Source organism: Mesorhizobium helmanticense, from assembly GCF_003034915.1.
GTDB lineage: Bacteria > Pseudomonadota > Alphaproteobacteria > Rhizobiales > Rhizobiaceae > Mesorhizobium > Mesorhizobium helmanticense.
This window is the reverse complement of sequence record NZ_PZJX01000027.1, coordinates 1-15,702: the sequence shown is the minus strand read 5'-3', so window position 1 is coordinate 15,702 and position 15,702 is coordinate 1. Positions and strand designations below refer to the sequence as shown.

14 protein-coding genes are annotated in these 15,702 nt (G+C 60.6%); 3 read left to right on the top strand and 11 right to left on the bottom strand.

Annotated features, from left to right (window positions below; all coding sequences use genetic code 11):
- Positions 1 to 2: 2 nt before the first annotated feature.
- Both C9427_RS13545 and C9427_RS13540 read right to left on the bottom strand, forming a co-directional pair.
- Positions 3 to 929 carry a hypothetical protein gene (locus C9427_RS13545; protein ID WP_107649675.1) on the bottom strand — a complete coding sequence of 309 codons (927 nt, stop codon included), beginning with the start codon at positions 927 to 929 and terminating at the stop codon, positions 3 to 5.
- Positions 926 to 1,759 carry a HipA family kinase gene (locus C9427_RS13540; protein WP_107649674.1) on the bottom strand — a complete coding sequence of 278 codons (834 nt, stop codon included), beginning with the start codon at positions 1,757 to 1,759 and terminating at the stop codon, positions 926 to 928. Before C9427_RS13540 ends, C9427_RS13545 begins: the two co-directional genes overlap by 4 nt.
- 274 nt (positions 1,760 to 2,033) lie before the next feature.
- On the opposite strand from C9427_RS13540, the gene C9427_RS13535 reads away from it, so the two are divergent.
- On the top strand, positions 2,034 to 3,791 hold the full coding sequence (locus C9427_RS13535) for a DUF262 domain-containing protein (protein ID WP_107649673.1): 1,758 nt from the start codon (positions 2,034 to 2,036) through the stop codon (positions 3,789 to 3,791).
- A gap of 769 nt (positions 3,792 to 4,560) precedes the next feature.
- On the opposite strand, the gene C9427_RS13530 is transcribed toward C9427_RS13535, so the two are convergent.
- Positions 4,561 to 5,127, bottom strand: coding sequence for a hypothetical protein (locus C9427_RS13530; RefSeq protein ID WP_146172538.1), 567 nt, complete (start codon positions 5,125 to 5,127; stop codon positions 4,561 to 4,563).
- A 445-nt stretch (positions 5,128 to 5,572) separates the two neighbouring features.
- Between C9427_RS13530 and C9427_RS13525 the strand changes: the two genes are divergently transcribed.
- Complete coding sequence (locus C9427_RS13525; RefSeq protein WP_107649671.1) at positions 5,573 to 5,902, top strand: hypothetical protein; 330 nt, start codon at positions 5,573 to 5,575, stop codon at positions 5,900 to 5,902.
- A gap of 452 nt (positions 5,903 to 6,354) precedes the next feature.
- Here C9427_RS13525 and atzF read toward each other — a convergent pair whose 3' ends face one another.
- The 8 genes from atzF to C9427_RS13485 are packed head-to-tail and all read right to left on the bottom strand — an operon-like array spanning position 6,355 to position 14,668.
- Positions 6,355 to 8,205, bottom strand: a complete 1,851-nt coding sequence (gene atzF, locus C9427_RS13520) for an allophanate hydrolase (protein WP_107649670.1) — start codon at positions 8,203 to 8,205, stop codon at positions 6,355 to 6,357.
- On the bottom strand, positions 8,202 to 8,552 hold the full coding sequence (locus C9427_RS13515) for a cupin domain-containing protein (protein WP_107649669.1): 351 nt from the start codon (positions 8,550 to 8,552) through the stop codon (positions 8,202 to 8,204). Before C9427_RS13515 ends, atzF begins: the two co-directional genes overlap by 4 nt.
- The gene (locus C9427_RS13510) at positions 8,545 to 9,213 is read right to left on the bottom strand and encodes a cysteine hydrolase family protein (protein ID WP_107649668.1); all 669 of its coding nucleotides are present in this window, start codon (positions 9,211 to 9,213) and stop codon (positions 8,545 to 8,547) included. Before C9427_RS13510 ends, C9427_RS13515 begins: the two co-directional genes overlap by 8 nt.
- Positions 9,213 to 10,745 carry an ABC transporter ATP-binding protein gene (locus C9427_RS13505; RefSeq protein ID WP_107649667.1) on the bottom strand — a complete coding sequence of 511 codons (1,533 nt, stop codon included), beginning with the start codon at positions 10,743 to 10,745 and terminating at the stop codon, positions 9,213 to 9,215. Before C9427_RS13505 ends, C9427_RS13510 begins: the two co-directional genes overlap by 1 nt.
- A gap of 10 nt (positions 10,746 to 10,755) precedes the next feature.
- Positions 10,756 to 11,457 carry a biuret amidohydrolase gene (gene biuH, locus C9427_RS13500; protein ID WP_107649666.1) on the bottom strand — a complete coding sequence of 234 codons (702 nt, stop codon included), beginning with the start codon at positions 11,455 to 11,457 and terminating at the stop codon, positions 10,756 to 10,758.
- A gap of 13 nt (positions 11,458 to 11,470) precedes the next feature.
- The gene (locus tag C9427_RS13495; protein WP_107649844.1) at positions 11,471 to 12,397 is read right to left on the bottom strand and encodes an ABC transporter permease; all 927 of its coding nucleotides are present in this window, start codon (positions 12,395 to 12,397) and stop codon (positions 11,471 to 11,473) included.
- Complete coding sequence (locus C9427_RS13490; protein ID WP_107649665.1) at positions 12,397 to 13,521, bottom strand: ABC transporter permease; 1,125 nt, start codon at positions 13,519 to 13,521, stop codon at positions 12,397 to 12,399. Before C9427_RS13490 ends, C9427_RS13495 begins: the two co-directional genes overlap by 1 nt.
- 19 nt (positions 13,522 to 13,540) lie before the next feature.
- The gene (locus C9427_RS13485) at positions 13,541 to 14,668 is read right to left on the bottom strand and encodes a BMP family ABC transporter substrate-binding protein (RefSeq protein WP_107649664.1); all 1,128 of its coding nucleotides are present in this window, start codon (positions 14,666 to 14,668) and stop codon (positions 13,541 to 13,543) included.
- A gap of 291 nt (positions 14,669 to 14,959) precedes the next feature.
- Here C9427_RS13485 and C9427_RS13480 point away from each other — a divergent pair, with 291 nt between their 5' ends.
- A complete protein-coding gene (locus C9427_RS13480) occupies positions 14,960 to 15,634 on the top strand; it encodes a GntR family transcriptional regulator (protein WP_107649663.1) in 675 nt (224 codons plus the stop codon).
- The last annotated feature ends 68 nt before the right edge of the window (positions 15,635 to 15,702 follow it).

Here is a 15,702-nt window from a genome sequence, read left to right as displayed (position 1 = left end):
CATCAAGCAGCTCGTTCAAATTCTAAGAGGTGGTTGCCTATATCCGGAACGGTTACCCGTGAAACCACAGCAATATCCCGCTTTCTGCCCTGCTCTCCAAGCTCGTCGACCACGCCCAGTACCTCATCGAACTGCTTTTCGGTGATATGCGGATCGTACTTATCCTGATGCTTGACGATCATCTCGTATTTGCGCTGGCGGTCTAGGTCGCCAGCGGCATCACGATCCTGTTCCAAATCCCACATTAGACGTTTTATATGGTCGACGGTCGTGTTGGAACGCTTTGCAGGTAATGTGGCGAAATTTGCTACGAGGAAAGAGCCGGCAAAACCAATGTAGATGTCTTGCGCGCGTGGTTTTCTTTGGCGTTCACGCTTCTCACGAATTTCGGCATTAAAGAAATTAGATAGCTGCGGCCTATGTTGTTGAACATACTCCAGGACAAGAACCGGCAAGCGATCCGCCTTGACCTGGGTCTCAATCGTTGCCGTTACCGCGTCACCAGCCTTGTCGACTTTCTCCGCTAGAGCAACATCATAGAGGGATGAAAGCGAGGCGAGCCAAGTCACTGCAATCTGCTTCACGCTACTACCTTCGCCTTCCCTCACCTTGCCGAAACTGATCCCCGAAAAAGTATCCCGAGGTTCACGAAGCGCGATTTGTCCTCGTTCTGACAAATCCGCTTTCAGCGTATCGAGCGCAACACGGGCCGCAAGCAGTGCCGTCTCCGAACCGTCTCCGAACAAACAGTGCAGCCGCCGCCACGCATTTGCCTCTGCGAGATGAAAGTCACCTTCCGTCGCGCTTGCGACGCCGATAACAAGGTTCTCGGGCGAACCGAGGCGCGGGGATAAAAGCACCGGCGCCCACAATGCCCGGATATGATGAGCTCGGCTAGGAAAGTCGCCACTTGTGAAGGCCATGCTCATACCAGCAACCCGAGAGCTTCCGAAGCCAATCGCGGAACGTGCTCCACGCGAGCATTGAGGAACGCCACGAGGGCATCAAAATCCCCTCGCGTCAAAATATGAGCGACGTAGTTCAGTTCTCCTAGCCGCGCAAGCTCGACACCGTCGAGACGCTCAGGCAATGCACCCGCCGGCCCTGCTAGCTCACGCCGGCGGTCATCGGATAGGGTTGGAGTGAGCCAACTTGACAAGCGGTTGTTGTATTGAGCGTCTGGCTTGAAGTGCCTCGCGTTCCATTTTGGGCCCGTAAAGCTATGCCCGTGGTCTATTAGCCAAATTTCGTTGCGTCCCGAGAAGAGGAGATTTCCTTCGTGCCGGTCGATGTTGGCGATCCATGTGTCAAACCCGTACATTGCCGCCACATCGGACCATCCCGCCAATTTCTCACGGACCAGCGGAACCAGGCTAGGATCGCCGCGAAAAATTTGTTGAACGCTCTTTGCCTCCACGTCAGCGGACGCAAACACCAGATGCCCACTCTTGTCAGACAGAGGGCAACGAGAAACCTTCAAGACCCCTGGCTCGACCTTAGCGATTATGGGCAAAGGTATTGGAAGCCCCGACGCCAAGCCATCGGCGGCGGCCATGATCTCGTTCGCGAGCTGGCGTGGCGTCAGGTCCTTGATAATCGCATGTCTGGTTTCGCCGTCATTGCAAAGCACTTGGCCGCGAAATGTATCGTTCACGTTGCGGGCTTTGAACGCTAAGGCACCGTGGAGCACAGTCCCGAGGATGAGGTGAACGGGCGCCCCAGCTTGTGCATCGTCGTTAGTTCGGTCGGCCTCTTCCATTCATCCCCCCGATGACCGGAACGGTCAAACTACCGGACGGATCTTCAAATACAAGTCGCACAATGCGGCTCAACTCGATCGCCAATACAACTCGAAGGATGGCGCTGGCCTCTAGGAACGTAGGGTCTATAGGTCGTGATAAGATGGGTGCTATCGGAGGTAATCGCCTTCAGTTGGCTGGATCGCGTCCACAAAGCAGTGGACACAGCGAGAACGGGCATAGCTTCCGCTCTAGCTTCTAGAGCATTCTCGCCATGAAATGGGAGGGGCAACGATGTACAAGCCGGGCGGTACCATCAAGGACGCTCTACAAAAAATAGAGCAGAAACACTGGGTTCTCCCTGCTATTCAGCGCGAATTCGTCTGGAGATCCGATCAAGTTACGGGTTTCTTCGATAGCCTTATGAGGGGCTTTCCATTTGGTACATTCCTTTTCTGGCGCATCGAGCCTGAACAAGTTGGCGAGTGGAAATTCTACGATTTCATGCGCGACTACCATGAGAGGGATGCCCGTCACTGTAGCGAGCTAGGCCCGGTATCAAGTCGTGCGCTCACTGCCGTGCTTGATGGTCAGCAACGGCTGACCGCACTCAATATTGGCCTTCGTGGATCAATGGCGCTGAAGCGGAAACACGCTCGAAAATCGAGTGCCGACGCTTATCCGCGATTGACCCTCTATCTCAACTTATTATCTAGCGAGAAGGAAACTCCGGAAGGCCAACTTGAAAAGCAGCGATATGATTTTCGGTTCCTTAGTGAGCCTAAAGAATATGTTTCTGGGCAGGAATTTTGGTTTCGAGTTAGTGAGATAATGGCCCTTCAGAGCGGCCCCAATATGCTAAACCTACTGACCCAGAACGGCTTACAAGGTGAAGACCTCAACACGGCTTTTTCTGCTCTTGATCGCCTGCACAAGGTAATTCATGTTGATCCTTTGATATATTACTACGAGGAGCCAAGTTCTGATCTGGAGAGAGTTCTTAACATATTTATTCGCCTCAATAGTGCTGGAACTCTCCTGTCGCAATCTGATTTGCTCCATAGCATTATTGTTTCTCAGTGGGCTCATCTAGACGCGAGGCGCGAAATAGCGTCCTTAGTTGACGATCTTAACAGAGTTAAGCCAGGATTTGCCTTCACTCAGAACTTTGTCCTGAAGGCTGGGTTGATGCTGACAGATGTTGCGAGTGTAGGGTTTCGCGTCGAGAACTTTACGCGCTCCAACATGGCACTGTTAGAAAAAAATTGGACAAACATTCGCTCCGCGCTGGTCTTAACAACTCATCTCGCAAGCCAATTTGGGCTCAGCGGGAGCAACCTCCGGGCGGTTAGTTCGCTACTGCCCATCGCGTACTATTTGTATCGGATACAGGCACAAGACAACTACCTTACGCACACGCAGTACGCCGGCGATCGCAGACAGATACGCAGATGGCTCATCGCGTCATTGCTAAAACCTTCCGGTATCTGGGGCAGTGGATTAGACACCCTGCTTACCCATCTAAGGACAGCAATTCGCGATAGCGCCGAGGCAGGCTTTCCGGAAGCACATCTCCGCGAGATTATGGCATCCCGAGGAAAGCCTTTGACATTCGAAGAGCGGGAGATCGATGCCATTCTTGGCTCAGACTACGGAAAGCCAGCCACATTCCTAGCATTGACGCTACTCTATCCCTTCGTCGACCTACGAAATCAGTACCACATCGACCACATATATCCAGAAAGTCTGACCAAGTGGTCTTCGCTTAGCAAACAGGAGTGGCCCGTCGAGGAAATAAGCTGGGTCTCGCAAAGAAGAAATCTTCTCCCAAACTTGCAACTACTGGATGGCGCTGAGAACAACGAGAAACGTGCTGCACTGCCGGCAGATTGGCTCGCAAAGCGCTTCTCTGGACACACAGAAAGGCAGCAGTACGAAAGCGCCCACGATATCGGAACTTCGGTTTCGATGGGCCTATTAGGTTTTCGGGAGTTTTATGACGCAAGGAAGGAATTGATGAAGCAGCGGCTTCTGGCGATACTCAACGAGTAACGGGCTCTAGGGTCGATTTTCGACTACATCGAGCGCTTCAACAACCCACGGCGGTGGGACCCGGTACTGGGCTCTCTGAAGCCCGTGGAGTTCGACGAGCTATGTCCGCTTAGGCGGGGCACCGGGCCACCATGCCGTACGGCTTTGCCCTCCTAGACGTTTAGTGCAGACCATCAAGGTGGGAGGAAGACTGTGCCGGTGATAGCGTGCTTAGGATGGGGCTCCTTGATATGGGATCCACGCGAGTTGCCTGTCCAAAGGCAGTGGTTTGACGACGGCCCATTCGTCAGGATCGAGTTTGCTCGTCAATCTAGTGACGATAGAATCACTTTGGTGATTGAGCATTCCGCGAAGCCTGTCCGGGTGCTTTGGGCTGTTATGGACACGACCGACATCAACCAATCAGCAGAAGCCCTGCGAGGAAGAGAGGGAAAGCCCTCGAAAAATCACATTGGCCAATGGGTCCTCGGCGCACCTTCGCCCCAACAAATACCCAGTTTGGCTGAATGGGCAGCAGCAAGGGGTGTTGGCGGTGTTGTTTGGACAGCGCTTCCGCCCAAGTTCCTGGGCGTGGAAAGCAAAATCCCAACGATTGAGCAAACGTTAAACCATCTCCGAAAGTTGGCTGGGAGTAGCCGCGAAAACGCCGAGCGTTATATTCGGTTGGCGCCACGACAAATCGACACCGAATATCGGCGACGCATTGAGGCGGAGCTTAGCTGGACGGCTCTCGACAAATGGCGAGACCCTCAACCTTAAACCACGCGTGTCATGGATAGCTGCGTGGTATGGAGCGGCTAATCACTTTGCTGCTTGCCTCTTTTGTCTTACTTACCGCAGCTTCGTAGTCTGCTCTTAACTGACCAAACTCGTTTTCTCTCCCAGCAGAATTAGCTAGGTCCGCAAGCCAATTAGGGTTCCGCAACGCATAGACGTTTTTGGACGGCTTGCTCGCTTGTCGTCGTGCTTGCCTGAGCTTGTCGATATTAAAGCGCGCGATACCAAGACGCTGCATTTCCCGAAGTTCCACCGTCGCCGGCTTGTCTGCAAATTTTTCGAAATACTGGTCGGCCAGATCGTCCGTGATAGCATGAATCAACGACACTATTTTCTGCTCCGCACGATACGCTGCTTTGTACGGGTTTTCTGATTCACGATTGGTCATTGTCCCAAAGTTGGATATTTCCCAATCGCGCGAGCATGTACCGCAGTTAGTTCCATAGGAGATGTGAGCAGAGCTCCATGGGTTGTCTTGGGTGGTAATGTATTTGAGGATTTTTCCGTTCCCACACGGACAGTCCATAACCGCAAATTCTGTCGTTTCGGAAGTGCTCATCGGCCTCTCATTTGGCTAGATTGGAATTAGGTATATGGTAGACCTAACGGAGACTTTCTAGGCTGCAAGAGGTCGGTAGGCGCGTGCGCGCTCCGTATCAGTCCGCCAAGATGGCGACGAACGAGGAGATAGCATAACGGCTGCGAAGAAACTGCTTGCCCTAGACACTGGAAGCGGCTGTTAAGCAATTATTGCATGGGCTGAAAACGGTAGCTCGTTGGGAAACATTTTCGTCTCTTTAGGGCTTGACCACCCTGCCTATCGGGTCGAGGATTGGCCACCGGGGTCGAAGCCCAAACGCTTCACGAACCGCGTCGCCAAAGCGATAGCTGATACCGCCGGTACACGGCGGACCGCCGACCACACCTGTTTGACCGGGTGAGGTTGTCGGCTGGCTCGCGACACCTCTCTTTTCAATAACTCCTTGAGCCGAAGGAGAAGTTGTATGGCGAAAATCATCCAATTGCGCCGACACCAGGCAATAAGTGTCAAGGCCAAGTCAAAGCACCGCGTGAGACTGCGCGTCACAGACGGAGCATATCCTGAGGAAACCCGTTGGGATGTTCAGCGACCCATCCAAAACGCCGGAAGCTTTCGCGCCCTAAATGGCTTTGACGATCGCTGCGCTCGGTCCGGGAGGTGGCATGCGTTCGAAGTGTCACACCGGCTCATCTCGCGTTTTGCCCGGCAAATCGAACCCTACGCGGCGCGGAACCAAGTGGAGGTTCGGATCGACGGTCAGGCGGTGCGTATGGTGAAGAAGGTGCGCGCCTGATGACAATGGCTTGGCTCTTAGAGCTAGTAGGAGCCAAGCGGTGATCAACGGCATTGTGGCAATAGCGTGTTCCTTTTGGGTATTGAGTTTTGGTACCTTTTCGGTACCATGCCTTTAGAGAAAACCGTGCAAAATCAATGTCGAAGGCGGCGGGATATCGTTTCCCTCTCCCGCTACCAAAACTCCTTAAACCATTGAAATAGCTACAGAATCTATACGCAATGGTAGCGATTTCGTTTGAAATTGATCAATAATTTCAATGCGGCACCGCTGATTCCGCGCGCAAGTAATTCAGAGCGATGAAAAGCAACACACGTTTTCTTCCCTCAACGTCCGCGCACTGACCACAAGAGGTTTCATGAGATATGGAAGCGTTGTGAGACTGCTGGTCGAGAGGACACCTCCACCGGCGTGCCAATAGCCAAGTCCGGCAAGGCAAGTCTGCACGACGATCAGATCGGGACGCCAGCGGGCCAGTTCTGCCGCTTTTCACTTTGTTCGGTCATGTCTTTGCCGCGTGCGACAAAGCGGCGCCAGCCGCCGAATGAGGAGATGTCGGAGGCACCTTCCAAGCCAACGGCTTCGACCAGAAAACCCTTGGCCCGGGTGCCGTCGTCGAGTTCGACCGTGCCGATCCCTAGCGGTGCCGGAATTGCGGCGACGAAACGGCCGAAGGCCTCCGGCCCAAGCCGCCATACCTCGACGTCGATCCGCATGCCGCCATCGGCGACGCGGGTCAAGCCGGGCTTGGGCACGGACTGGCCGGCCAGCGCATAGAGCCTGTAGGCCGGGGCGGTCGTGGTCGCGCGCAGAAATTGCCCGCCGAGCTGATCGAGTTGGCTGTTGAGCGGCATGCCTGACAGATGCGCGCCGACCACCACGAGGTCGATCATGCCGTCGCTGGCCGGCAACGACGCCGGCTGAAGGCCGAGCTGCGACCAGCCGGTGGCGCCGAGCGAAAGGCCGCTCGCCGCATGCAGGTCGCGGGCGAGCGCCGCCGTCAGCGCATCGCGGCCGGCCGGCGCCAGCAAGGTGACGCTCATCGGCAGGCCGTCACCGCGCCTGCCGGTCGGTACGGCGATGCCGCACATGTCGAGCAGGTTGACGAAGTTGGTGTAGGTGCCGAGCCGGCTGTTGGTCTCGACCGGGTCGGCGAGCACGGCGGCGGCGGTGTAATGTGTCGGCGCGGTCGGCACGCAGAACAGGTCGACCGAGGCAATGACCGGGGCGAGCTTCGCCTTGTAGGCCTGCAAGGCATAGAGGCCGCGAAAGGCGTCCGCTGCCGACAGGTTCCTGGCGCCGCCGATGATTTTCCGTGTTACCGGATGCAGGGCCGCTTCATTGGCCTCCATGAAATCGCGGATCGCCGCATAGCGCTCGGCCACCCAGGCGCCCTCGTAGAGAAGATTGGCGGTGGCGTAGAAATCGCCGAAGGGGATTTCGACCAGCCGGCAGCCGAGCCGCGACAGCATGGCAAACGCGGCCTCGAAGCCGGCCTGCATCGCCGCATCGCCGAAGAACTTCAGGTCGGCCTTTGCCGGGATACCGACGCTCAGCACCGGCGGGCGGGCGGCGAGCGGCTGGACGGCGATGTCGCGCGAATAGGGATCGGCCGCGTCGCGCGCCGCAGCGACGGAGAATACCCTGTAGGCGTCGTCGACGGTCAGCGCGAACACCGAGACGCAGTCGAGTGTTCGGCAGGCCGGCACGACGCCGGCGGCCGACAGCGCGCCGACCGTCGGCTTCAGCCCGACGATGTTGTTGAGGCCGGCGGGAATGCGGCCGGAGCCGGCGGTGTCGGTGCCGAGCGCGAAGGAGACGATGGCGCGCGCCGTCGCCACCGCCGAACCGGAGGAAGAGCCGCCCGGCACCAGTTCGGGATCGATGGCGTTGCGCGGGATCGGCCAGGGCGTGCGCACGCCGACGAGGCCGGTGGCGAACTGGTCGAGATTGGTCTTGCCGACGACCAGCGCGCCTGCCGCCCTCAGCCGCGCCACCACGGTAGCGTCCTTGTCGGGCCAGTAGGTGTATTCGGCGCAGGCCGCCGTCGTCGGCATGCCGGCGACGTCGATGTTGTCCTTGACGGCGAAGGGAATGCCCCAGAGTGGCCTGGCCACGGGATTGAACTGGCCGAGGTCCGCGGCCGCGGCCAGCAGTGCGGCCTTGTCGGCCAGATAGATGAAGATGCCGGGATCGTCGGCGGCCGCGAGGCGTGCATAGACGGCGTCGATCACCTCTGCGACGCCGGTGCCAGCCTTATAGGCGCCGTGCAGGCTGCCGATGTCGAAGTGGATGTCGCTCATTTGGCCCCCCCCAGAATGATCACCGGCAGGTCCCACTGGATCAGCACGACGCAGCCGTCTTTCGTCCACACCGAATGCTCGGTCCCGACCGGGTTCAGGACGACGCTGCCAGCCGGATAGTCGCCGTTCTCATCGCTCTGGGTGCCGTCTAGCACGACAATCGTCTCCAGCCCGGCATGGCGGTGGCGTGGCACACCGGCGCCGGGCCGGTAGCTGAGGATGGCGACCGACGGCTCGACCCGCCCGCCCTTCAGCAGCCAGTGCACACTGATACCATCGCGGAACGGCTCGAATACGAGATCGCGCCAGCCGTCGTCGAGCAGGCCGACAAAACTCAGATTAGGCATTGGCAATTCCCTCGAGCACCTGGTCGGTGGTCGCCGTCCAGCCGACGATGGCGCCCTGTGCCCTGATCATGGCGATCGCCGCCGCCTTGAACTCGGGGAAATAGCTTTCGGTCGCGTCCTCGGCGAGCAGGCAATCGTAGCCGCGGTCGTTGGCCTCGCGCATCGTCGTCTGCACGCAGACTTCGGTCGTCACGCCGGCAAAGACCAGCTGCTGCGCGCCCAGTTTCTTGAGGTCGTCCCCAAAGCTTGTAGCATAGAACGCGCCCTTGCCGGGCTTCTCGATGACGATCTCGCCGGGCAGCGGCGCAAGCTCGTCGAGGATCGCCGTGCCCGGCTCACCGGCGATCAGCACGCGGCCCATCGGCCCGGCGTCCCCGATGCGGATCGACGGATTGCCGCGATTGCGCTTGGCGGGAGGCAGATCCGAAAGGTCGGGCCTGTGGCATTCCATGGTGTGGATCACCGGCAGTCCGGCGGCGCGGAAGCCTTCGATCAGTCTCTTTACCGTCGGCACGATCGCCACCACCCGGCTGACGTCGTTGCCGAGGCTGGCGCCAAAGCCGCCGGGCTCGGCGAAATCGCACTGCATGTCGATGACGACCAGCGCCATGGTCGGCAGCTTGAAGGCGAATGGAAATGGCTGCGCTGCGATTTCAACCATCAATGATGTCCCGCCATGTGCTCACCGATGGTCTGCACACTCGCCAGCGCGATCGGCGTCTCGTAGACGAGCGCGCCGTCGGACATGACGAAGATGCGGTCGGAGAGCTCGAGCAGTTCATCGAGATCCTCCGACATCAGGAGCACAGCCGCGCCGGCATTGCGCGCCTTCATGATGCGGGCGCGAATCTCGGCCACGGCCGAGAAGTCGAGGCCGAAGCACGGGTTGGAGACGATCAGAAGGTCGACCTCGCCGGTCAGTTCGCGGGCAAGTACGGCGCGCTGAACATTGCCGCCCGACAGCGAGGCGATCGGCGACGACAGCGAGGCCGTCTTGACCTTGAACTGCTCGACCAGCCTGGCGCTGAACGCGCGGATGGCACCAGCGCTGATCCAGTTCACCGGCTTGCCGTTGCCGTCGATGTCGAAGGTGCGGAAGGAGATGTTCTCGGCCACCGTCATCTTCGGCGCGCAGGCGTTCTTCAGCGGCTCCTCCGGGATAAGGCGGACATTGAGCGCACGCGCCTCGGCACGCGTCGCCGCATAGGTCGTGCCGCGCACCATGACTTCGCCGGCATCGCGCGGGCGCTGCCCGGCCAGCACTTCGAGGAACTCCTTCTGGCCGTTGCCGGAAATGCCGGCGATGCCGACGATCTCGCCCGAGCGCACGCCAAGATCCTCGATCCGGATCGACTTCAACCCGGTGCGGTCCGGTGCTTTCAATGCTTTCACCTTGAGCACGATCTCGGCGTCCAGCTTTGGCTCGGCACGGCTGTCGAGCGCCGCGATCGGCTGGTCGCCGATCATCATCGCCGCCATCGCCTTGTGGTCGAGATCGGTAACACGGCCGGTTCCCGTAAGCTTGCCCTTGCGCAGCACGCTGACATCGTCGGCGAACGCCGTCACCTCGTGGAACTTGTGCGAGATCATCAGCACGGTGAGGTCGCCCGCCCTGGTCATGGCGCGCACCAAGCCAAGCACTTCCTGCGCCTCGCCGGGGGTGAGCACCGAAGTCGGCTCGTCCAGCACCAGGAAGGAGCGGCCGAGATAGAGCTGCTTGACGATCTCCAGCTTCTGCTTCTCGCCGGCGGCAAGCTCGGCCACCTTGACGTCGAGCGGCAGCTTGAACGGCATCCGCTCCATGAATTGGGCAAGGCCGGAGCGTTCCTTGCGCCAGTCGATGACGCCAGGCACCTTCTCGCGCGAAATGACCAGGTTCTCGGCGCCGGTCAGCGACGGCACGAGGGTAAAATGCTGGTAGACCATGCCAAGGCCGAGTGCCGAGGCATCCTTGGGGCTGGCGATCGTGACCTCGCGGCCGTCGACCAGCATGTCGCCGGAAGTCGGGTGGTAAAAACCCATCATGCATTTGACCAGCGTCGACTTGCCGGCGCCGTTCTCGCCGAGCAGCGCGTGGAAGGAGCCGGCCGGCACCTTGACCGAGACATCGTCGAGCGCGGTGAAGGCGCCAAAGCGCATGGTCATGCCGATGGCCTCGACGCCGACCGCCTTACTGTTCGTGGTTGCGCTCATCGCGGTATCCTCACGGCAGCTGGGTAACGAGCGCGGCGGCGTTCGACACCGCGCCGAACACGCCGCCCTGCATCTTGATCATCTTGATGGCGGCGAGATGATTGCCGTAGTCGGTCGCCCCGCAGCAATCCTCCAGCATCACGCATTCGAAGCCGCGGTCGTTGGCCTCGCGCATGGTGGTGTGGACGCAGACATCGGTGGTGATGCCGGTGAGCACGATGTTTTCGATGCCGCGCTGGTTGAGGATCAGTTCGAGATCGGTGGCGCAGAACGAGCCTTTCCCCGGCTTGTCGATGATCGGTTCTCCCTCGGCCGGATAGAGGTCGGGGATGATGTCCCAGCCCAGCTCGCCGCGCACCAGGATGCGCCCGCAAGGACCGGGATCGCCGATGCCGGCATTGATGCGTCGCGAGCGCCAGCGCTTGTTGGCCGGCAGGTCGGCGAGGTCGGGCCGGTGGCCCTCGCGGGTGTGGATGATGGTGTAGCCCTTGGCGCGCATCGCCGACAGCACCGACTTGATCGGCTCGATCGGGGCGCGCACCAGCGACAGATCGTAGCCCATATGGTCGACATAGCCGCCCGGCCCGCAGAAATCGGTCTGCATGTCGATGATAATCAGCGCCGTGTTGTCGGGCCTCAGATCACCATTGTAGGGCCAAGGATAGGGATCGGCGTCGATGTAGCGCTGGGCGATCCCGGCTCTGGCGTTCATAGCAAACTCCGGTTCATTTGGTGATCGACAACTCGCCCGGCGCGCCGGCGAGCGAACGGCTGGGCGAGGAGGTGGCGATCATGATGATCAGGGTGAGAATGTAAGGGGCGGCGTAGAAGAGATAGTAGCCTTGCGTGACGCCGACCGATTGCAGCGCCGGGCCGAGCGCGCCGGCGCCGCCGAACAGAAGGGCTGCGGCAAAGCAGCCGAGCGGGTTCCAGCGGGCGAAGATGACCAGCGCCACCGCCATCAGCCCCTGCCCCGACGAGATGCCTTCGGTCCAGCTGCCGGGATAATAGAGCGACAGATAAGCGCCGCCGATGCCGGCCAGCGCGCCGCCGACCCCGGTGGCGATGAGACGCACCGTGTCCGGGTTGAGGCCCATGGCGCGCGCCGCATCGGAACTGTCGCCGACGACGCGCACGATGAGGCCGGCGCGGGTGTTGCGGAAGGCCCACCACAGGAATACCGCCAGTGCCGCGCCGATCAGGAACAGCACGTTGACGTCGAGTGCGGCTTGCACCTGCGGAATGTCCGACCAGGCGCCGAGGGGAATGGCCGGCAGGTCGGGCGCGGAAGGCTGGATGAACGGCTTGCCGAAGAAGAAGGCGAGGCCCGAGCCGAACAGCATCAGCGCAATGCCGATGGCAATGTCGTTGACCCCGCGGAATTTGCAGATCCAGCCGTGGAACAGGCCGAAGCAAAGCCCGGCGATGGCTGCGGCGATGAGGCCGAGCCAGGGCGAGCCGGTCATCACCGCCACCGCATAGGCGGTCATGGCGCCGAACACCAGCGTGCCTTCGAGGCCGAGGTTGATGCGCCCCGAACGCTCCGTGATGGCTTCGCCGAGCGAGACGAAGATGAAGGGGGTGGAAACGCGGATGGCGCCGCCGAGGATGGCGAGCGGCACGCCCCAGAGGCCGATCCCGGTGGCGTCCATCAGCTGCTCCTTTGCCATAGGTCGGGATTGAAGGCCTTGAAGCGGCCGTAAAAGGTTTCGCTGAACAGGATGACGATGAACAGCATGCCCTGCAGCACCAGCACGGTGGCGTCGGGCAGGTCCATGCGGCGCTGGATCAGCCCGCCGGAGGCATCGATGCCGCCAAGCAGGAAGGCGACCGGAATGATGGCCAGCGGATTGTGCCGCGCGAGGAAGGCGACGAGGATGCCGGTATAGCCATAGCCGGCGGCGAGCGAGGCGTTGGCGCTGCCCTGCACCGCCGCGACCTCCAGCATGCCGGCAAGGCCGGCGAAGGCGCCGGCCAGCCCGGTGAAGCCGACGATCAGCGAGCCGACGGCAAGCCCCTGCACCTGGGCGGCCCTGACATTGCCGCCGGCGATGCGGGCGGCAAAGCCCCAGCGGGTCTTTTCGATCAGCACCCAGGACAGCACGCAGGCAATGACGCCGACTGCCAGGCCCCAATGCACCTCCATGCCTGGCATGTTGCCGACGCGATAGATATCGGCCAGCGGCTGGGTCGATGGCTTGTTGAGCGAGGCCGGATCGCGCAGTGGTCCTTCGACCAGCTGGTTCATCAGGGCAATCGCGATATAGGCCATCAGCAGGCTGGAGATGGTCTCGTTGACGGCGCGGTAATGGCGGAGCGCGCCGACGGCACCTATCCAGATGCCGCCGGCGGCCATGCCCGCCACGCCCATGACGAGAATGACAATGAAGGAGGGGGCGCCGCTCAGCGCCACACCGGCTGCCGCGGCAGCGACGCCGCCCAGCACGATCGCGCCCTCGCCGCCGATGACGACGAGGCCGAGCCGGGCCGGCAGCGCCACGCACAACGCCGCCAGCAAAAGGGGTGCGGCGCGCGACAGCGAGTTCTGGACCGAGAACCACGAGCCGAAGCCGCCGCGCCACATCGTTTCATAGAGCTGGACCGGCGACTTGCCGACAGCCAGGATGAACAGGCTGAACAGGGCCATTCCGACGACCAGCGCCGCCAGCGGAATGACAACGGCCTCGGCGCGCCGGGCGATCCATTCCAGCGCCGCCGGATAACCCCTGACGCCGAATGTCGCCGGCGCGCCGGCCCCTGCCACCGTGTCTGTCATGTTGCCGCCTCCGTCCGGTTCAGGCGGTCGAGCCGACGACGCCCTCGACGAGATAGTCCATGCTTTCAAGCTCGATGGCGGTCTCGGTGAAGGCCTGGCCTTCACTCGCCACGACGGCGCCCTTGTTGCTCTTCAGCGGCCCTTTGATGACGGAGAAGCCGCCCTTCGTCATTTCGGCCAGCGTTGCGTCGAACTGTTTGCGGGCCGGCTCGGAGACGGCGGGGCCGAGCGGGCTCATCTTGACGAAGCCGTCGGCCAACCCGCCGCGAGTGAAATTGGGCAGCGGCGTCCCGGCGACGAGGTCGTCGACGAACATCTTGTAGACCTTGGCCCAGTTCCACTCGGCGCCGGTCAGGTATTTCTCGGGCGCCAGCGGGCTCTGGTTGGCATGGTAGCCGCACACGAAGGCGCCACGGCCGGCGGCCGTCTCGACCACGACCTTGGGGCTATCGACATGACAGGTGACGACATCGATACCTTGGTCGACCAGCGCGTTGGTGGCTTCCGCCTCCTTGACCGCCAGCGACCATTCGCCGGTGAAGATCACCTGGCAGGTGATCGTCGGGTCGACCGAACGCGCGCCAAGCAGGAAGGAGTTGATGTTGAGCAACACCTGCGGGATCGGCTTGGCGGCGATAAAGCCAAGCTTCTTGGTTTTGCTCGTATGGCCGGCGACGACGCCGTTGAGGTATTGGCCCATGCCGATATAGCCGAAATAGGAACCGGCATTCATCGGATGCTTGTCCTTGTTCCACATGCCGCCACAATGGCGGAACTGCACGTCGGGGAATTTCGCGCACATGGCCAGCATGTGCGGATCGAAATAGCCGAATGAGGTCGGGAAAATCAGCGAGGCGCCGTCGAGATTGATCATCGATTCCATCGTCTTCTGGACGTCGACCGTCTCGGGCACGTTCTCCTCTTCGACAATGGAGATGCCCTCCATGCCCTTCAGCGCCGCGGCGCCTTCGGCATGCGCCTGGTTGTAGCCATAGTCGTCCTTCGGCCCGACATAGATAAAGCCGACGGTGGTGGCGGCAGCAAAAGCCCTTGTGATGGGAAAGGATACCGAGGCCAGCCCAAGTGCGGCTCCGGCGGCGGAGGTCTTGAGCAATTGGCGGCGGCTAAGCATGAATCTGTCGGTCATCTCTTATGCTCCCCTATGGACCCTTTTCCAGGTCGGTTAACGCCTTCTCGAAAAAGTGCATGCAATCGCTGTGCCAATTCCAAAACATGAATTTATCAAATAAAATCAATCATGCATTCAAAAGCATCTGCTCATGTATCAGGCAATTGCATGCACTTTTTGCCTTGAAAACAGACAGTTTGACAGGCAGATTAAAATAGAGGCATAGAGTGGTGTATCGAGTCGACAGGCCTATGCGCCGACTGACTCTACAGAAGACCGGACGGAGGAGATTTGTCGGGGAAGCGCAGCTTGATCAGGTCGGGCACGACCGTGGATCAGATGGTGAGGGCGATCGGCGACCGGATCGTCACCGGCTTCCTGCGCCCCGGCGAAAAGCTCGACGAGACCTCGCTCGCCGCCCGCTTCGACGTGTCACGAACCCCGGTCCGGGAGGCGCTCGGCCAGCTCAGCGCCATGGGCCTGGTCGAAAGGCGACCGAACCGGGGCGCCATCGTCGCCGTGGTGACGCAAGAGCATCTCGCCTCGATGTTCGAGAGCATGGCCGAACTGGAGGCGATCTGCGCCCGCTTCTCGGCCGAGCGCATGACCAGCGGCGAACGCCGCTCGCTCGAGATCGAGCATCAGGCCTCGGCACGACTGGTGCAGCTGCGCGCCGAGGAGGACTACGAGTATTTCAACACCGAGTTCCACACCCGGCTCTATCGCGGCGCCCACAACGCCCATATCTACGAAATGACCGTGATGACACGGAGCCGGCTGGCGCCGTTCCGCCGCGCGCAATTCATGCTGCCGGGACGGCTCGCCAAATCCTGGCAGGAGCACGACACCATTGTCACCGCAATCATGCGGGGCGACGGTAATGCCGCCGGCAAGGCCGCCAGGGATCACGTCTCCATCGTCAGCGAAGCGAGCGCGGTGTTTGCCGTTGGCGACCAACTGAGAGCCGCGCCACAACACCAGTGATGTCTTTCCTAAGAGAGGTTTCGGGTGCTTCCGCCCCGGCTGCACGGGTTGTGGCACCGCAATCGGTG

Excerpts from the sequence above, each read along its gene's own strand:
- C9427_RS13545 (WP_107649675.1), bottom strand. The coding sequence starts at position 929 with ATGAGCATGGCCTTCACAAGTGGCGACTTTCCTAGCCGAGCTCATCAT.
- C9427_RS13540 (WP_107649674.1), bottom strand. The coding sequence starts at position 1,759 with ATGGAAGAGGCCGACCGAACTAACGACGATGCACAAGCTGGGGCGCCC.
- C9427_RS13535 (WP_107649673.1), top strand. The coding sequence starts at position 2,034 with ATGTACAAGCCGGGCGGTACCATCAAGGACGCTCTACAAAAAATAGAG.
- C9427_RS13530 (WP_146172538.1), bottom strand. The coding sequence starts at position 5,127 with ATGAGCACTTCCGAAACGACAGAATTTGCGGTTATGGACTGTCCGTGT.
- C9427_RS13525 (WP_107649671.1), top strand. The coding sequence starts at position 5,573 with ATGGCGAAAATCATCCAATTGCGCCGACACCAGGCAATAAGTGTCAAG.
- atzF (WP_107649670.1), bottom strand. The coding sequence starts at position 8,205 with ATGAGCGACATCCACTTCGACATCGGCAGCCTGCACGGCGCCTATAAG.
- C9427_RS13515 (WP_107649669.1), bottom strand. The coding sequence starts at position 8,552 with ATGCCTAATCTGAGTTTTGTCGGCCTGCTCGACGACGGCTGGCGCGAT.
- C9427_RS13510 (WP_107649668.1), bottom strand. The coding sequence starts at position 9,213 with ATGGTTGAAATCGCAGCGCAGCCATTTCCATTCGCCTTCAAGCTGCCG.
- C9427_RS13505 (WP_107649667.1), bottom strand. The coding sequence starts at position 10,745 with ATGAGCGCAACCACGAACAGTAAGGCGGTCGGCGTCGAGGCCATCGGC.
- biuH (WP_107649666.1), bottom strand. The coding sequence starts at position 11,457 with ATGAACGCCAGAGCCGGGATCGCCCAGCGCTACATCGACGCCGATCCC.
- C9427_RS13495 (WP_107649844.1), bottom strand. The coding sequence starts at position 12,397 with ATGGACGCCACCGGGATCGGCCTCTGGGGCGTGCCGCTCGCCATCCTC.
- C9427_RS13490 (WP_107649665.1), bottom strand. The coding sequence starts at position 13,521 with ATGACAGACACGGTGGCAGGGGCCGGCGCGCCGGCGACATTCGGCGTC.
- C9427_RS13485 (WP_107649664.1), bottom strand. The coding sequence starts at position 14,668 with ATGACCGACAGATTCATGCTTAGCCGCCGCCAATTGCTCAAGACCTCC.